Annotated in this window: 18 protein-coding genes; 6 read left to right on the top strand and 12 right to left on the bottom strand. The window is 72.1% G+C overall.

The window, feature by feature from the left end:
• Positions 1-790 precede the first annotated feature (790 nt).
• The 6 genes from NE235_RS30435 (at position 791) to NE235_RS30410 (ending at position 5,233) form a co-directional block, all read left to right on the top strand.
• The gene (locus NE235_RS30435) at positions 791-1,315 is read left to right on the top strand and encodes a toxin-antitoxin system HicB family antitoxin (protein WP_252808972.1); all 525 of its coding nucleotides are present in this window, start codon (positions 791-793) and stop codon (positions 1,313-1,315) included.
• Positions 1,316-1,382: 67 nt separating this feature from the next.
• A complete protein-coding gene (locus NE235_RS30430; RefSeq protein ID WP_252808971.1) occupies positions 1,383-2,249 on the top strand; it encodes a DUF4097 family beta strand repeat-containing protein in 867 nt (288 codons plus the stop codon).
• Positions 2,250-2,320: 71 nt separating this feature from the next.
• The gene (locus tag NE235_RS30425) at positions 2,321-3,265 is read left to right on the top strand and encodes an ATP-binding cassette domain-containing protein (RefSeq protein ID WP_252808968.1); all 945 of its coding nucleotides are present in this window, start codon (positions 2,321-2,323) and stop codon (positions 3,263-3,265) included.
• A complete protein-coding gene (locus tag NE235_RS30420; RefSeq protein ID WP_252808966.1) occupies positions 3,262-4,053 on the top strand; it encodes an ABC transporter permease in 792 nt (263 codons plus the stop codon). The genes NE235_RS30425 and NE235_RS30420 overlap by 4 nt, the downstream gene beginning before the upstream one ends.
• 100 nt (positions 4,054-4,153) lie before the next feature.
• The gene (locus tag NE235_RS30415) at positions 4,154-4,474 is read left to right on the top strand and encodes a MiAMP1 family antimicrobial peptide (protein ID WP_252808964.1); all 321 of its coding nucleotides are present in this window, start codon (positions 4,154-4,156) and stop codon (positions 4,472-4,474) included.
• Positions 4,475-4,579: 105 nt separating this feature from the next.
• Positions 4,580-5,233, top strand: a complete 654-nt coding sequence (locus tag NE235_RS30410; RefSeq protein WP_252808962.1) for a maleylpyruvate isomerase N-terminal domain-containing protein — start codon at positions 4,580-4,582, stop codon at positions 5,231-5,233.
• A 53-nt stretch (positions 5,234-5,286) separates the two neighbouring features.
• On the opposite strand, the gene NE235_RS30405 is transcribed toward NE235_RS30410, so the two are convergent.
• The 12 genes from NE235_RS30405 to NE235_RS30350 all read right to left on the bottom strand — a co-directional run bounded on the left by NE235_RS30405 (position 5,287) and on the right by NE235_RS30350 (position 16,472).
• Positions 5,287-5,964, bottom strand: a complete 678-nt coding sequence (locus tag NE235_RS30405; protein ID WP_252808961.1) for a tyrosine-protein phosphatase — start codon at positions 5,962-5,964, stop codon at positions 5,287-5,289.
• A 190-nt stretch (positions 5,965-6,154) separates the two neighbouring features.
• Complete coding sequence (locus NE235_RS38420) at positions 6,155-7,483, bottom strand: HNH endonuclease signature motif containing protein (protein WP_252808958.1); 1,329 nt, start codon at positions 7,481-7,483, stop codon at positions 6,155-6,157.
• Positions 7,484-7,777: 294 nt separating this feature from the next.
• Complete coding sequence (tsaD, locus tag NE235_RS30395) at positions 7,778-8,809, bottom strand: tRNA (adenosine(37)-N6)-threonylcarbamoyltransferase complex transferase subunit TsaD (protein WP_252808956.1); 1,032 nt, start codon at positions 8,807-8,809, stop codon at positions 7,778-7,780.
• Positions 8,806-9,276 (bottom strand): ribosomal protein S18-alanine N-acetyltransferase, encoded by a 471-nt coding sequence (gene rimI / locus NE235_RS30390; RefSeq protein ID WP_252808954.1) that lies wholly within the window; start codon positions 9,274-9,276, stop codon positions 8,806-8,808. The genes tsaD and rimI overlap by 4 nt, the downstream gene beginning before the upstream one ends.
• Positions 9,277-9,287: 11 nt before the next feature.
• Positions 9,288-9,950, bottom strand: a complete 663-nt coding sequence (gene tsaB, locus NE235_RS30385; RefSeq protein ID WP_252808951.1) for a tRNA (adenosine(37)-N6)-threonylcarbamoyltransferase complex dimerization subunit type 1 TsaB — start codon at positions 9,948-9,950, stop codon at positions 9,288-9,290.
• 51 nt (positions 9,951-10,001) lie between these two features.
• Positions 10,002-10,724: a hypothetical protein gene (locus NE235_RS30380; RefSeq protein WP_252808949.1), complete on the bottom strand. Its 723-nt coding sequence runs from the start codon at positions 10,722-10,724 to the stop codon at positions 10,002-10,004.
• Between the two features lie 137 nt (positions 10,725-10,861).
• Entirely contained in the window at positions 10,862-11,284 is a 423-nt protein-coding gene (gene tsaE, locus NE235_RS30375; RefSeq protein ID WP_252808989.1) for a tRNA (adenosine(37)-N6)-threonylcarbamoyltransferase complex ATPase subunit type 1 TsaE, read from the bottom strand.
• Positions 11,285-11,313: 29 nt separating this feature from the next.
• Positions 11,314-12,396 carry an alpha/beta fold hydrolase gene (locus tag NE235_RS30370; protein ID WP_252808947.1) on the bottom strand — a complete coding sequence of 361 codons (1,083 nt, stop codon included), beginning with the start codon at positions 12,394-12,396 and terminating at the stop codon, positions 11,314-11,316.
• Positions 12,393-13,544 carry an alanine racemase gene (gene alr / locus NE235_RS30365; RefSeq protein WP_289849430.1) on the bottom strand — a complete coding sequence of 384 codons (1,152 nt, stop codon included), beginning with the start codon at positions 13,542-13,544 and terminating at the stop codon, positions 12,393-12,395. The genes NE235_RS30370 and alr overlap by 4 nt, the downstream gene beginning before the upstream one ends.
• Before the next feature lie 59 nt (positions 13,545-13,603).
• A complete protein-coding gene (locus tag NE235_RS30360; protein WP_252808979.1) occupies positions 13,604-15,109 on the bottom strand; it encodes an NAD(P)H-hydrate dehydratase in 1,506 nt (501 codons plus the stop codon).
• 114 nt (positions 15,110-15,223) lie between these two features.
• Positions 15,224-15,580, bottom strand: a complete 357-nt coding sequence (locus NE235_RS30355; protein WP_252808945.1) for a holo-ACP synthase — start codon at positions 15,578-15,580, stop codon at positions 15,224-15,226.
• Between the two features lie 13 nt (positions 15,581-15,593).
• On the bottom strand, positions 15,594-16,472 hold the full coding sequence (locus NE235_RS30350; RefSeq protein WP_252808977.1) for a helix-turn-helix transcriptional regulator: 879 nt from the start codon (positions 16,470-16,472) through the stop codon (positions 15,594-15,596).
• Positions 16,473-16,543: the final 71 nt, after the last annotated feature.

Raw genomic sequence — 16,543 nt, 5'->3', positions numbered from 1 at the left:
GCGGGCGCGGGGCGGGTGTGCGGGGGGCTGGGGGCCCCGCCTGTCCCGCGCCGACGTCCAGGGAAAGCCGATGAAATTCACATCCGGGTGAAGCCCCGGCGCACCTGGGATGTCTCCCGTCAGAGGGCGACGATGACGCCTCCGGTCACACGCTTCACGGTGAGGGGCCATACGCGGCGGCGGGGACCGCCGGCCCGGAGGGTCATCCGCGCCGCCCATGGGGCAAGGACGCGGACCAGCGATGATGTGCCCTCAGGACGACTGCCGCGATGGTCCACCGGCCCGCACGTCGCCGCGAATCGGACCTGCGCATTCCAACCTCCTTGTCAAGCCGAAGCGCGACCGATGACCATTTCGGCTTACGAGAGTCGACCTTTGGGACGTTCACTCACCAGGCAATGCGACTTTCCTTGCGTGGATAGCCACAACACGCCAGACCGCGAAGCCTTTCGCTCACGGACGTTATTACGACGTTATCCATGCTTCAACCCCCGGAGCCCTGTCCACACCCGGCCACCCTCCCTGGAAGAGGGTATTTGAAGTTTGTACTTCCTTCGGCCGCCCGAGTCGAAGGCCGCTATCAGCGCTTTCGCGATCCGCTCCGCACGTCGAACTTATTATTTTCCCAATATTCGAAAGGACCAGTGGGACAACTCACATCCGGGCCGCCGCAGTGGCGCACCGCCCGGAGGGCACGCCCCGAGGCCATACCGGAGTGCAGCCACAGTGACGCCATAGTGACGTCATAGGACGGTTTTCGTGACGCCACGACTCATGCCATGCTGACGTCATGCACTTGGAGTCGTACGTCGCACAGCTCCGCCAGGAGCTCGCGCTCGCCGCCGAAGCGGGCGGCAACGAGGCCCGCAAGCTCGCCGAGCGGCTGACCGCACCTCTGGAGTCGTCGATCCGGCTCGCCCTGCTGAACGCCCTGTCGGCCGCCGCCGAGGAGATCACCCGGGAGCTCGCGCCCGGCTCGGTGGATGTGCGCCTCCGCAGGGGTGAGCCCGAGTTCGTCGTGGAGCCGCCGCCCGGCGGCGCGGAGGAGGAGACCGCCGTCGCGGCGACGCCACCGGCGGAACCCGCTCCCCCGGTGTCCTACAGCGCCAAGGACGGCGCGGTCTCACGGATCAGCCTCCGCCTCCCCGAAGAGCTGAAGACCCGGGCCGAGCAGGCCGCCGAACGGGACGGGCTCTCGGTCAACGCCTGGCTCGTCCGCACCATCGCCGAGGCCGTGGAGCGTACGGACCGCGAGCAGGACGTTCGCAGGCGCCCGTCTCCGCGCGGCGACCGCTACACCGGCTGGGTCCGCTGAGCCGGGCCCTCCCACCACCATCGACCAGCGGCGGAATCCGCGCCCTCGTGACCAGAGAGGCACCATCATGCCCACATTCGCCAGTCCTGAGCCGATCTCCGTGACACTCGACGTCTCCATCGCCGAGGTCCGCGTCACCGCGTCCGACCGCACCGACACCGTCGTCGAGGTGCGGCCCGCCGACCCGTCGAAGGCGAGCGACGTCCGCGCCGCCGAGGAGACCACGGTCGACCACACCGACGGACGACTGCTGGTCAAAGGGCCGAAGAGGCGCGCCCACCTGGTCCTGGGCCCCAAGGACACCGCCGTCCAGATCGACATCGAACTCCCCACCGGCTCCGACCTGCATGCCTCCTCCGGGATGGGCAACTTCCACTGCGTGGGACGGTTCGGCGACTGCGAGGTCTCCAGCGGCGCCGGCGTCATCTGGGTCGAGGACGCCCGCACGCTGCGGGCGAGGACCGGTGGCGGGGACGTCACAGCCGGACGCGTGGCGGGTGACGTGAAGATCACCACAGGCGTCGGCGAGATCCGGCTCCGTCACGCCGGCGGCGCCCTCACGCTCAAGACCTCCTCCGGAGCCGCCTGGGTCGGCGAGGCCGCCGGCGACGCCCGCGTCCGCTCCGCCAGTGGCGACATCGTGATCGACCAGGCGCATGCCGACGTCGACGCGAAGACCGCGGCGGGCAAGGTCCGCATCGGGGAGGTCTCCCAGGGCACCGTCGTCATGCAGACCGGCGCGGGCCAGCTGGAGATCGGTGTCCGTGAGGGCACCGCCGCCTGGCTCGACGTCCACGCCACCGCGGGAAGCGTGCACAACCTGCTGGACGCGACCGACGGTCCCGGAGAGGCCGACCGGACCGCGGAGGTCCGCGCCCGTACCGGACTCGGTGACATCGTGATTCGCCGCGCCTCCCTGACCAGCCCTGAGTGAACACCGAATCGGCGGCCCTTTTTATTTCACCCACCGCGTCAGGCCGCGGTGCGACGCCCCCTGGAAGGACGATGACTGCAGCGATCAAGGCCACGGGCCTGCGCAAGTCGTTCGGCGACACGGTCGTCCTGAACGGCATCGACCTGTACGTCCCGCGAGGAACGATCTTCGCGCTGCTCGGCCCGAACGGCGCCGGCAAGACCACCACCGTCCGGATTTTGACCACCCTCATCGACGCCGACGCGGGCCAGGTCGAGGTCGCGGGCCACGACCTCGCCACGGACCCCGGCGGCGTACGCGCCGCGATCGGCGTGACCGGCCAGTTCTCCGCCGTCGACGACAAGCTCACCGGCCGGGAGAACCTCATCCTGATGGCCGACCTGAATCACCTCGGCAAGACACGCGGCAGGCGGCGCGCCGACGAGCTGCTGGACCGGTTCGACCTACGGGAGGCCGCCGGCAGGCTCGCCGGCACCTACTCCGGCGGCATGCGCCGCCGCCTCGACCTGGCCATGACCCTGGTCGGTGACCCGCAGGTCATCTTCCTCGACGAACCGACCACGGGCCTGGACCCGCGCAGCCGCCGCACCATGTGGCAGAGCATCGAGGACCTCGTCGCCGGCGGCGTCACCGTCCTGCTCACCACGCAGTACCTGGACGAGGCCGACCGGCTCGCCGACCAGATCGCCGTGCTCGACCGCGGCCGGCTGGTCGCCCAGGGCAGCGCGCAGGAGCTCAAACGCCGCGTCCCTGGAGGACACATCCGGCTTCGTTTCGGCGACCCCACCACTCTCGGCCGCGCCGCTCACGTACTGGACGACGCAGTCGCGAGGGATGAGGACCTCAGTCTGCGCGTCCCCGGCGACGGCAGCGTCCAGGCTCTGCGCGATCTACTCGACCGGCTCGACGCGACCGGCCTCCGGCCCGAGGAGTTGCAGGTCCACACGCCCGACCTCGACGACGTCTTCCTCGCCCTCACCGGCCGTACCGACACGCCCCAGGAGACATCCCGATGAGCACCCTGTCGTACGCCGCGATCGACTCGGCGACGATGCTGCGCCGCAACCTCCGGCACGCACTCCGCTACCCATCGCTGACCTTGAGCGTCGCCGGAATGCCGCTCATCTTCCTCCTGCTCTTCGTCTACGTCTTCGGCGGCGCGCTGGGCGCCGGAATCGGCGGCATGAGCGGTGGCCGGACGCAGTACCTGTCCTACGTCACCCCGGGGATCATCCTGATGACCGTCGCATCCGGGGCGATCACGACGTCGGTGGCGGTCTGTGTGGACATGACCGACGGCATCATCGGCCGATTCCGCACCATGCCGATCGCACGGGCGTCCCTGCTGACCGGGCACGTCATCGGCAGCGTGATCACCACGATGATCAGTACGGCGATCGTCGTCGGCGTGGCCGTGGCGCTGGGCTTCCGACCCGACGCGGAGCCGCTCGAATGGGTGGCGGCGGTCGGCGTCCTGGCGATGGTGACGTTCGCGCTCACCTGGCTGTCGGTCGCCTTCGGGGTCTTCGCCAAGACCCCGGAGAGCGCCAGTAACCTGCCCCTCCCCCTGTCGCTCCTCCCGATGATGGGCAGCGGCTTCGTGCCCACCGACTCGATGCCGGCGGGCCTGCGCTGGTTCGCCGAGTACCAGCCCTTCACGCCGGTGATCGAAACTCTCCGCGGCCTGCTGACCGGCACGGCGATCGGCCACAGCGCCGCCGTCTCCGCCGCCTGGTGCGCCGGGATCGCCCTCGTCGGCTACGCCTGGGCGAAGACCCGCTTCAACCGGAGCCGCACTCACTGATCGCAGTAACTCAGCGTATCCAAATCCTTGCTTAAGGTAGCCGAGGATGTGAGGCTATCCCCGTCAGGGTCACAGCCATCGATCACTACGGGAGATCAACGTGCGGAAGAAGACACTGGCGTTGGCCCCGGCGGTCACCGCCGGCATCATCGCCCTCTCCGCCGCCGCAGCGCAGGCATCGACCATCGTCGTCTACGAGGGCGACCACTTCTCGGGTCACTCCATCACGCTCAGCAAGTGCGGGATGAGCAACATCCCCGCGCGGTATCACGGGTCCTACAAGTGGTACGCCACCGGACAGAGCGCCCGGATGTACAACCAGCCCAACGCCGAGGGCGTGGTGCACTTCGTTCTCCGCTCCGACCGGAACGCCGAGCAGGCGACGCCCTTCGGCTGGAGGAGCATGTTCATCGAGTGCTGAGTCCGCGGGCTCACCCCTTCGAAGCACGCGTCGGCCGGCCGAGCACGAGCATCGGCCGGCTGATCGCGCTTGCCCGCCGTTCCGGTTCGGCCCTACCGTGCCGGAGTGGATCTCTTCTCACTCTCGTGGACGGCATTACGCGCGGCGGTCGACGAACTCTCCGGCCAGGACTGGGAACGGCCGTCCGGCTGCACCGGCTGGCTCGTGCGGGACCTGGTGTGCCACCTGATCGTCGACGCTCAGGACGTTCTGATCACGCTGGTCACGCCCGCCGGCACGAAGCCGACCGTCGACGCGGTCACCTACTGGAGGCTCGTCGAGCCTCCGACGGGTGAGGACCCGCTCGACGCGCTGATCCCCCGGCTGGCCGCCGCGTACGGCGAGCCGAGGTGGCTGAAGTTCCACTTCGACGACATCGGGTCCGCCGCCGGGCGAGCCGCCGAACTCGCCGATCCGGGCGCCCTCGTCGGCACTCGCGACGACGTGCTGACCGCCGGGGACTACCTGTCGGCGTACGTCGTGGAATGGACGCTGCACCACCTCGACCTGATCGCCCACCTGCCTGCGGCCGCAGGGCCGCCCGCCGAGACCCTCGCAGCCGCCCGCGCGTCCCTGGAGAAGATCGCCGGGACACCGTTCCCCGCGTCGTTCTCCGACACGGACGCGCTCCTGATCGGAACCGGGCGGCGCGCTCCGACGGACGCCCAGCAGACCGCACTCGGTGAACTGGCCGCGAGGCTCCCCTTCGTGCTCGGCTGAACACGGGGACGGCGCGGCCGGCCGCCCCGGGAATCGCCGACTCCCGTAAACCATCAGCGCAGCCGCGAGCGTACGGCCTGAATCTCGCCATCACGAAGGCCCGCGTCGCGCAGGTAGGCGGCGGCGTCGAGCGCGTCGAGGACGGCGAGCACGGCCTCCCGCTCGGTGGTGCCGTGCCGCGCGAGGACGTTGAGCGTGCAGTAGCGCGGAGCGTTCAGCGCCATATACCGGTTGCTGAGCTCATAGTCGGCGACGATTTCCTCGGGCAGCACACCGGCGAGCAGGAGCAGCAGCATGCTGACCAGGCCCGTGCGGTCGCGGCCTCCCGCGCAGTGCACCAGGACGCCGCCGGGCGCGGCGTGCGCCACCGCCCGGACCGCCTCGACGCAGCGTTCAGCCTTCCGCTCCAGGAAGATCGGGTAGTAGAGCGGAGTGCCGTCGAGGTCACCGCTCTTGATCAGCTCCCACATCGCCGTGTCAGCGGTGTCGTCCAAGGGGACGTGGACCCCTGTCAGCGGAAACGGCGGAAGGACGGTACGCTCCCCGTCATCGCGCAGATCGATGACCGTACGGATGCCGTACGCCATCAACTCGGACCAGCCCCGTGCGGTGAGCCGGTCGAGCATTCCCGACCGCACGAGCGCGCCGGACCGGGTCACGCGACCATCGCCCGTCCGTAGCCCGCCGAGATCCCGCGCGTTGACGGCCCCATCCCACTCCAGGCGTCCCATGGTCGTTCAGACTCGTGCCGCCATCACGAAGTTCGAGCGGCTCACGGCCGGCCGCGGCGCAGCACTGAGCGGGGTCGGGGGCAGGCAGAAGGCTCGCGTGTCGATGACGCCGAACGTGGCGCGTACTGCCTCGCCGGGTTGGGCCGGGTGGGCGGTGACGCAGCCGGCGGCGAAACCGCGACGGGAGGTATCAGCCCCCTGGTTCGGGTGGTTCCCGGCCTCTTTCTTGATCGTTTGATCCGTCCTCGAACGGCGCTTCGCCGGGCGGAGTCGTGCCGAGTCGCCCGTCGCGGTCGCGAAGGTGCTCTTTGTGCCGGTTGTGCCATCGGCACAGTGGTTGGCCGTTGTCCAGATCGGTACGGCCTCCGTCGGCCCACGCCTGCTTGTGGTCGATGTCGGCCCACGCCAACGGCCGGTCGCAGCCTTCAGCGACGCATCCGGCGTACAGCGCCAGGTAGACCTCGCGCTGAGCGGCGGTGAAGAAACGGCGGGTGCGTCCCCAGTTCAACGGTTGACCATCCGCTGTGAATCGCCCTGTGATGAAGCCGTCCGGGCCGATGGAGATCTCGGTGACCCGGGCGTCGTGATCGCGGATCATCTCCCGTACCTGCGCGGCGGTCAGAATCGTGCCGTACTCGGTTCGGCCGGGCGGTGCCTGGGTGGCCGGAACGTCCCGATCGAGGGTGGCCCCACTGGCGATGACGTGGACATGAACCGGCGCGCCGCCGCGATCACGGTAGCCGTGCCGCCCTGCGGCGTTGAGCGCGATACGGCAGGCGGTGACGAGCCCCTTCAAACGGCGGTGGCCGGCGACGTTGGCCCACCGAGGCTGCTCTCGGTCATGCGGAGGCGCGAACGCGTCGACCGCCTTTTCGACGATGGCCAGGTCGTCGGCCCCCATCTCCCCGCTGATCACGCCGATACCGTCGATGGTCTGCCCGAGGTTCAGAACTGCCTGCCGCTCGATCTGGCGGCGGCGACGATCAGCGGTCTCACCGTCCAAAGTGAGCGCGACGCGGCACGCGGCCTTGCGCAACTGCGCCGGTGTTAGCCCAGCGATTGCCTGCAGCAGGATGGGCTGGGCTGTCGCGGCGATGCGCTCCGGACTCCAGCCATCCGTCATCGTCTCGGCCGCCCGATCAATACCCTCGGCGATGGTGGCCACGTCGCCGTACTCCACCTCGCCGGACTCGAATGCGGCCAGTGTGTCGCCCAAAAGGTGCATCCGGTGAGCCATCGCGGTCAGCTGCCTGGCCTCCCATGGCCGCAGGCGGCACCGATGGCCCAACCATCCCGCCAGTGACGGCGTGTGATCAGCCGCGGGGCCGCCGAGCGCCTCGAACCGCGCGAGGCGGCGCGCCGCCTCGCGCTGCAGTTCTCCGACCGCCCGCATGATCAGCGCGCACTCGTCACCGAGCCCGCTGACGTCGGGGCTCATGTCACTTGTGGCAAGCGCGGCGATCCCGGCCTGGATCATCTCCAATGCCTCACCGGCCGACCCCGCCTCACCCGAATGCACGTTCCGACCGTACGATCCGCACTCACTTGATCGCACTACGCGAACAAGACTGTGGATAACCCTCGTCTCTCCGGCCTGACGTACCGAGGGTGCGCCGTGGGAAGGAGCCACGGGCGGTGGTCCGCCGGCGATGCCATGCCCCACGACGCCGATCGCGTGATCACAGATTTGACCTCGCCATGTTCGCCTAGGCAGGGGGCAGCAGCCGATGACGTCGAAGGTGGCGCGTACGGCGTCGCCGGGTGGGACGGAGTGAACGGTGACGCGTACGAGTTTTGCGCTGAGACCGGGGGCCTAGACCAGGACCTGGGTGATGGGGAGGGAGGAGTCGGCGGGCAGGCCGAGGTCGGAGGGGGCAAGGCCGGCGGCGACGAGCTCGGAGCCGAGGGCCGCGACCATGGCGCCGTTGTCGGTGCACAGCTTCGGCCGGGGCACACGCAGCTCGATGCCCGCCTTGTCGCAGCGCTCCTGGGCCAGGGCGCGGAGCCGGGAGTTGGCCGCGACGCCCCCGCCGACGAGCAGGTGCGAGACGCCGTTGTCCTTGCAGGCGGCGATGGCCTTCTTGGTCAGCACGTCGACGACCGCTTCCTGGAAGGCGGCGGCGACGTCGGCGACCGGGACCGGCTCGCCGGCGCGCTCGCGGGCCTCGACCCAGCGGGCGACCGCGGTCTTCAGGCCGGAGAAGGAGAAGTCGTAGGTGCCGTCGTCGTACTTGCCGCGCGGGAAGAACACCGAGCCCGGGTCGCCCTCGCGGGCCGCGCGGTCGATGTACGGGCCGCCGGGGAAGCCGAGGTCGAGGACGCGCGCGACCTTGTCGAACGCCTCCCCCGCCGCGTCGTCGACGGTGGCGCCGAGGGGGCGCACGTCCGAGGCGACGTCGGGGACGAGGAGCAGCGAGGAGTGGCCGCCGGAGACGAGCAGCGCGACGCAGGGCTTCGGCAGCGCGCCGTGTTCGAGCTGGTCGACGGCGACGTGGGCGGCGAGGTGGTTCACGCCGTACAACGGCTTGCCGAGACCCAGGGAGTACGCCTTGGCGGCGGCGACGCCGACGAGGAGGGCACCGGCGAGGCCCGGGCCGGCGGTGACGGCGATCGCGTCGATGTCGTTCAGGGTGACGCCGGCGTCGGCGAGGGCACGGTCCACGGTCGGCGTCATGGCCTCCAGGTGCGCCCGGGAGGCGACCTCGGGGACGACACCGCCGAAGCGCGCGTGCTCGTCGACGCTGGAGGCGATCGCGTCGGCGAGCAGCGTGTGGCCGCGGACGATGCCGACGCCCGTCTCGTCGCAGGACGTCTCGATCCCCAGGACCAGGGGTTCGTCCTTCATCTTCCCACTCCCTGTCCGGCGGGCGTTCCGCTCCGCCGCGAGTCTCGGGCCATCACGATCGCGTCCACGCCCGAGGGCTGGTAGTAGCCCTTGCGGACGCCGACCGGGGTGAAGCCGAACCGTTCGTACAGCCGCCGGGCCCGGTCGTTGTCGGCGCGGACGTCGAGGAACACCTCGGGGCAGCCCCGGGCGGTGGCCTCGTCGAGCAGCGCGGTCAGCAGCCGGGCGCCGAGCCCCCGCCCCTGCAGCTCGGGGCGGACGCCGATGGTGAGGACGTCGGCCTGGCCGCCGGCGGCCGCGAGGCCCGCCCAGCCGGCGAAGCGCCCGTCGTCGTCCTCGATCACGACGTAGTGCCGCGTGCCGGTCGCGTCGGCCAGCTCCTCGCGGTACGCCTGCTCGGACCAGGGCTCCTCGGGGAACAGCACGGGCTCGAGCGCGAGGACGTCGGGCAGGTCGGCGTCGGTCATCGCGCGCAGGCTCACGGCTGCGTCACCCGTTTGCGCGGCCCGGGCTCCTTGGCGTCGGGCTTGCGGAGGTACAGCGGGACGGGCTCCAGGAGGTCGGGGCCCTCGCCGCCGGACAGCCGGGTGATCACCAGGTCGGCGAGCGCGGCGGCGGAGGGCAGCGCGGGCTCCTGCCCGGCGAGGGTGTCGGCGTACAGCAGCGCGCCCTCGCCGATGGCGGGCAGGCCCGGCTCGGCGGCCTCGGCGGGCTTGCCGACGGCGGGGCCGGCGGCGCGCTCACGGGCCGAGGCGTACGACGCCCAGTAGACCTCCTTGCGCCGGGCGTCGGTCGCCGCGACGAACGGCGCCGTGCGGCCGGACTGCCAGGCGAGGACATCGAGGGTGCAGACGCCGTGGACCGGGATGCCGAGCACGGCGCCGAGCGCGCGGGCGGTGGTGAGGCCGACGCGCAGGCCGGTGTAGGGGCCGGGGCCGACGCCGACCGCGATGGCCGTCAGATCGGCCCGCGTCACCCCGGCCTCCTCGAGGACGGTCGCGATCGCGGGGGCGAGCACCTCGGCGTGCCGCCGCCGGTCGACCGCGTTGGACTCGGCGCGCAGCCGGACACCGCCGGGGGTGCCCTCGCTCAGGGCGACGGTGACCGCGGCGGTCGCAGTGTCAAAAGCCAAGACCAGCACGACCTATGAGCGTAGCGCGCCCACGGGGTCACTCTGACCGGCCGGCGCCGTTCAGGCCTGGGACTGGAGCTTGGAGATCACGTCGCGGGCGGCGGAGAGGGCGCCGTTCGTGGCGTCCGAGGAGGAGATCGGCGTGATGTCGCCGTCCTTGTCGTCGCTGCCGGAGAAGTGGACGGTGACGAGGACGTTCGCGAGGCGGGCGTTGGCGACGGCGTTCCCGATCTGGTCGCCGTCGACGGTGTAGACGACGTACGCCTGCTCTCCGACGCCGCTGACGCCGCGACTGTCGCGGACCTTGACCGTGTCGGCGAGGTCCTTGCCCTCGCGGTCGAACCCCCACTCCTCACCGAACGTCCGGGTCGCCACCTGGGTCGCGCTCCCCGTCCCGTCGCCGTTGAGGGCGCGCAGTTCGACGGTCAGCTGCCGGCGGTCGTTCCCGTAGATGCTCCAGGCGCATTCGCTGTGCCGGTCGGACTGGGTGCCCTGGTCCATCCCGGTGCGCTCGGCGCCCGGGGTGAGCCGGCCGGTGACCTCCTGGCTCAGCACGGTGCAGGCGTCGGGGACGATGTCGCGTTCGGAGCCGTCGGGCGCGCTCATCGGCGAGCTCTGCGGTCCGGTCGCGGCCCTGTCCGCCGTGGTACGGGCCTTGCCGGGCCGTAGGAGCGTCAGGGCCGCGACGGCGCATACCGCGACGACCAGCGTGAGGACGCCCGCGACCGCCCAGACGCGTCTGCGGCGTCCGGCCGGGCGGGGGGCGCGACGGCGGCCACTCACCAGATCTCTCCCCCTCCACCCCGTTTGTCCTGTTTCGCCAGGAAGGTGAGATTCACTGGTGAGGGTATTGCAAGATCGCGATTAAGTCTGCGCCCGGACGGAAACGGACCGGTCCAAATCGCAGATCACAGCGCGGATCACAGCACGGGGTCGACCGGCGAGTCCGCCCAGCGGCCGCCGACGCCCGTGATCCGGACCGTGCGCTCCTCGGTGTCCCCGCGCTCGATCGTCACCTCGAGCCGGTCCTCGGACAGCTCCTCGACCATGCCCTCGCCCCACTCGACGACGGTCACGGCGTCCTGCAGGTCCAGGTCCAGGTCATCGACCTCGTCCAGCCCGCCGAGGCGGTACGCGTCGACGTGCACCAGCGCGGGCCCGCCGGCCAGCGACGGATGCACCCGCGCGATGACGAAGGTCGGCGATGTGATCGGCCCGCGGACCTTGAGACCCTCGCCCAGGCCCTGGGTCAGCGTCGTCTTGCCCGCGCCCAAGGGCCCGGACAGCACGACCAGATCTCCGGCGCGCAGCGCGGCGGCCAGCCTTCGGCCCAGCTCGCGCATCGCCTCATCGGTGGGAACCGGGATGGGTTTCACGCCGATCGTTCCTCCTCCTCCGCGACGGGGCGCACCCGGTCGATCAGCCGGATGAGCGCCCGGGTGACGACCTCAGGGTGCTCCATCATCGTGACGTGGCCCGCCTCGGACAGCTCCACGAGCTCGGCGTCGCCCAGGATCTCCGCGATCAGCCGGCCGTGCGCGGGGGGCGTCAGCCGATCCTCGTCGCCGACGACGACCAGCGCGGGCAGGCCCCTGATGACCTCCAGCGCGGCGAGCTTGTCGTGCGCGGCGAGCGTCGGATAGAACTCCGCGATCACGTCGATCGGCGTCGAGCGGATCATCTGCTCGACGAAGTCCACCACCGACGGGCTGACGCGCTTGTCGCCGAACGCGATCCGGCGGGTGACCATGAACGCCACGTCGGCGCCCGCCCGCCGCCCGCGCTCGACCAGCTCCGCCCGTTTGCCCAGACTGCGCGTCACCCGGGGCAGCGCCGTCTTGAACACCTTGCCGAACGCCATCGGCAGGCCCAGGCTGAGCTCCGCCAGCTCACCCGAGGACGTGTTGATCAGGGCGACCGCGGCGATCCGGCCGTCCTCGAACAGCTCCGGATGGCTCTCGGCCAGCGCCATGATCGTCATGCCGCCCATGGAGTGACCGACCAGGACCACCGGCGTTCCGGGGTCCACGGTGGCCTCCAGGACGGCGAACAGGTCCGCGCCGCACTGGTCGATGGTCGCGTGGGTCAGGTCGCTGCGCCCGGACCGGCCGTGGCTGCGCTGGTCCCAGAGGACCAGCCGCAGGTCGCCGTCGCGGCCCAGGTCGCGCCGCTGGAAGTGCCAGCAGTCCTCGTTCAGGCAGTAGCCGTGGCAGAAGACGACCGTGAGGGGCGCGTCGTCCGGCCCGTCGATCTCGACGTGCAGGGGCACGCCGTCGCTCGCCTCGACGGTCAGCGGCCGGCCGCGCAGCTCGCCGAACGGCTCGCCCGCGTCGGGGTCCGGGGTGAGCCGGGCCCGCCCGACGGCGTACCTCCGCGCGGCGACGACCGCGCCCACGCCGACCGCGCCGGCGGTGCCGACCGCCGCGCCGATCAGCCCGATGCGTTTCTTGTTCACTGGGGGATTCCTTCGTACACGCGGGCGACACGTGCGCCGATGCGGGTGACGACCTCGTAGGAGATCGTGCCGAGCAGGTCGGCCCAGTCCTGCGCGGTGGGCTCGCCCCGGTCGCCCGGGCCGAAGAGGATCACCTCGTCGCCGGCGTGGAGCTCGTCGTCGCCCACGTCGATGACGAACTGGTCCATGCAGACCGTGCCGGCGATGCGCCGCCGACGGCCGGCCGCCAGGACCTCCAGGAGGTTGGTGCCGCTGCGAGGGATGCCGTCGGCGTACCCGAGGGGCACGACGCCGAGCGTGGTCTCCCGGTCGGTGGTGTACCGGTGCCCGTACGACACGCCCGTGCCGGGGCCGACGCGCTTGGTGACGAGGATCCGCCCGGTGAGCGTCATGGCGGGCCGGAGGCCGAAGTTGTGGTCCTCGCGCCCGTCGGAGGCCGGGTGCGACGGGATGGGGCTCAGGCCGTACACCGCGATGCCGGGCCGTACGAGGTCGTACCTCGCCTCGGGGATCGTCAGCGTCGCCGCGGAGTTCGCGATGTGCCGGACCTCCGGGCGGACGCCGGCCTTCTCGGCGAACTCGACGGCCTCGTCGAAGGTCCGCAGCTGCGCGGCGATCGACGGGTGGCCCGGCTCGTCCGCGCACGCCAGGTGCGACCAGATCCCGACCGCCTGCACGCACCCCTCCGCCTGGGCGCGGAGCGCGGCGTCCACCACCGACGGCCAGTCCTCGGGCGTCGCGCCCGCGCGGGACAGCCCCGTGTCGATCTTCAGGTGCAGTCGCGCCGTACGGCCCGCGCGCGCGGCGGCGGCCGCGATCTCCTCGACGACGTGCGTCGAGCTCGCGGCCAGGTCGACGTCGGCGGCGACGGCCTCGTCGAACGGCTCGCCCGTGCCGTGCAGCCAGCACAGCACCGGCGCGTCGACGCCGGCCCGCCGTACGGTCAGCGCCTCGGCCAGGGTCGCGACGCCGAGCCGGGAGGCCCCGCCCGCCAGCGCGGCGCGAGCGGCCTGGATGATGCCGTGCCCGTACCCGTCGGCCTTGACGATCGCCATCACCTCGGCGCCCGCGGCCTTCTCGCGGAGGACGCCGACGTTGTGGCTGATCGCCGCGAGGTCGACATGCGCTGTTGCGGGGACGTTCACCATGAACTCCAGTGTGGCAGCCGCCGGGGTGAGCTCCGGCCATTCACGCCGCCGTCGTGGCGTCATCCGGCCAGAGTGCGGAACGCCTCGGGCAGCGCGTCGAGGACGTCGTACGCGCTGATCGGCGCGGCGCCGTCGCCGTACGGGTCGGCCGACAGCCGGGCGGCCAGGCCGTGGAGGTACGCCCCGGTCGCGGCCGCGTCGATCGCCGGCACGCCGCCGGCGAGCAGCGCGCCCGTGAGCCCGGACAGCACGTCGCCGCTGCCCGCCGTCGCCAGCCAGGGCGTGCCCGTGGGGTTCACCCGCACCGGCCGGTCCGCCTCGGCGATCAGCGTCGTGGAGCCCTTGAGCAGCACGGTGGCGGTCAGCTCCTCCGCGGCGCGGCGCACGTGCTCCAGCCGCCGCGCCTCGATCTCACCGGCGTCGGTGCCCAGCAGCCGGGCCAGCTCTCCGGCGTGCGGGGTCAGCACGGTCGGCGCGTCCCGCCACAGCAGGTCGCGCCGCCGCGCCAGCACGGTGAGCCCGTCGGCGTCGACGAGGACCGGCAGGTCCGTGGCGAGGACCTGCGCGAGCAGCGCCTCGGCCCGCTCGTCCGTGCCCAGGCCGGGCCCGGCCACCCACGCCTGCACCCGCCCGATCCCGTCCAGGGAGTCCCCGATGACCGTGGTCACCGACTCCGGCCAGCGCTGCCGGACGAGCTCCACCGGGTGCTCGGAGGACGCGAACCGCACCATCCCCGCCCCGCCGCGCACCGCCCCGCCGACGGCGAGGACGGCGGCCCCGGTGAACGTCTCGCTCCCCGCGAGGACGCCGACGACGCCCCGCCGGTACTTGTTCGACTCGCTGGTCGGGCGGGGCAGCCGGACGGCGACGTCCTCGGCGAGCGGCGCGCACACGTCCGGGTCGGGCAGGTACGGGCCGAGCCCGATGTCGACGAGTTCGACCACACCCGCGTGCTCGGCGCCCGGGTCGACGAGCAGACCCGGCTTGTACGTCCCGAAGGTGACGGTCACGTCCGCGCGGACCGCCGCCCCGGCGACCTGCCCGCTGCTCGCGTCGACGCCGCTGGGCAGGTCACAGGCCACCACGATCGCCGGGCTGTCGGCCGCGCGGCGGGCCAGGCCGGCGTACGGCTCGCGCAGCCCGCCCCGGCCGCCGATGCCGAGCATTCCGTCGATGATCAGGTCGGCCCGGTCGATCGCCGTGGCCACCCGTTCCTCCTCCGCGACGGGCAGCACCCGGCCGCCGGCGGCGCGCAGGTCGGCCAGCCCGCCCTCGTGGCTCTTCGTTCCCGCGAGGACCGCGGTGACCCCCGCGCCACGCCGCGCCAGGCCCGCGCCCGCGTACAGGGCGTCACCGCCGTTGTCGCCGCCGCCCACCAGCAGGACGACGCGCGCGCCGTACACGCCGAGGCCCGGTTCGGCGTGCGGCCGGCCGCCGCGCAGGATCCGGGCGCACACCGACGCCAGACCGGCCGCGGCGCGCGACATGAGCGTCCCGTCGGGCAGGCGGGCCATCAGCGCCCGTTCGGCGGTCCGGACCTTGTCGACCTCGTGTGCGTACCGCATCACGCTCGCCTCCTCATGAGATCTCTTCCCGCCGGCACCGCGCGGCTCGTCACCGGGTGTTCTCCGCCACCACGGCGACGGGCTCGTCTCCGGGCCCCCACCGCGACGGACCTCTCATCGGGTGTTCTCCGCCACGACCATCGCGATCGCGACGCCCCCGTCGTGGCTGAGCGACAGGTGCCAGGTGGTGACGCCCAGCCGCCCGGCCGCCTCCTGGACGGTGCCCATCACGTGCAGGCTCGGGCGGCCGTCCTCGGCGCGGCGCACCTCCGCGTCGGTCCACCGCAGCCCGCGCGGCGCCCCCAGCGCCTTGGCCAGGGCCTCCTTGGCCGCGAACCGCGCGGCGAGGGACCGCGGGGGCAGCCCGCGCTCCCGGTCGGTGAAGAGCCGGACGGCCAGGCCCGGCGTGCGCTCCAGCGACCTGGCGAACCGGGCGACGTCGACGACGTCGATCCCCACTCCGACGATCACTCGACCAGGTTTATCACTCCGGGACCACAGGGGCCCGATGGACGTGGTCGACGGCGGGCGCGCCGGGGTTGTCGATCAGCCACTGGATGCGCTCGCGCGTGTCCTCGTCGACCGGCGTGTAGACCGCCAGCCGGGTCTCTGGCGTGGCGGTGACGGCGAAGTTGACCACCGACATCCGGATTTCGCCGACGGCGGCGTGCTTGAAGTGCTTCACGCGCGTCGAGGGGACGGCGACGTCCTGGGCCGCCCACATCTCCGCGAACTCGGGGCTCGCCGCCGACAGTCGCTCCACCAGCCCGGTCCAGGACGGCTCGCCGAGGTGCCGGGCGAACGCCGCCCGGAACATCGCCACCATCTGCGGTAGCTCGGTGTCGCGGTTGAGCATCTGGTTGCAGCAGTGCGGGGTGACGAACATCCGCCACAGCAGGTTGCGGGGATGGGTGTCGTCGGCGCGCAGGACGGCCGGCCACACGGCGGAGTAGGCGGTGTTCCAGGCGAGCACGTCGTAGCGGCTCGACAGCACGCTGGCGGGCAGCGGAGCCAGGCCGTCGAGGACGGCCTGCACCTCCGGTTCGAGCCGGTCGTGCACCGGTGGACCGGGCATCGCCGGCACGTCCGCCAGGTGGTAGAGATGCTCGCGCTCGGGCCGGTCGAGACGGAGCGTACGGGCGATCGCGTCGAGGACCTGGACGCTGACGTTGATCGGCCTGCCCTGTTCGAGCCAGGTGTACCAGGTGACGCCGACCCCGGCGAGCTGGGCGACCTCCTCGCGGCGCAGCCCGGGCGTGCGCCGCCGCAGCCCCGCCGGGATCCCGACGTCGGCGGGGGTGATGCGCTCCCGCCGGCTGCGGAGGAAGGCGGCCAGCTCGGTCCGCCGGCGGGTGGTCGTCATGGTCACCCGTCCATGGTGCGGTACGCCGGGCCGCCGTGCCAGGTGCTGTCAACACCAGTATCAGCGGGCTC

The sequence above is a fragment of the Actinoallomurus spadix genome (assembly GCF_024055725.1).
In the GTDB taxonomy this organism is placed as follows: domain Bacteria; phylum Actinomycetota; class Actinomycetes; order Streptosporangiales; family Streptosporangiaceae; genus Actinoallomurus; species Actinoallomurus spadix.
The sequence above is the reverse complement of the archived record's forward strand: the minus strand, read 5'-3'. Positions and strand labels throughout refer to the sequence as shown.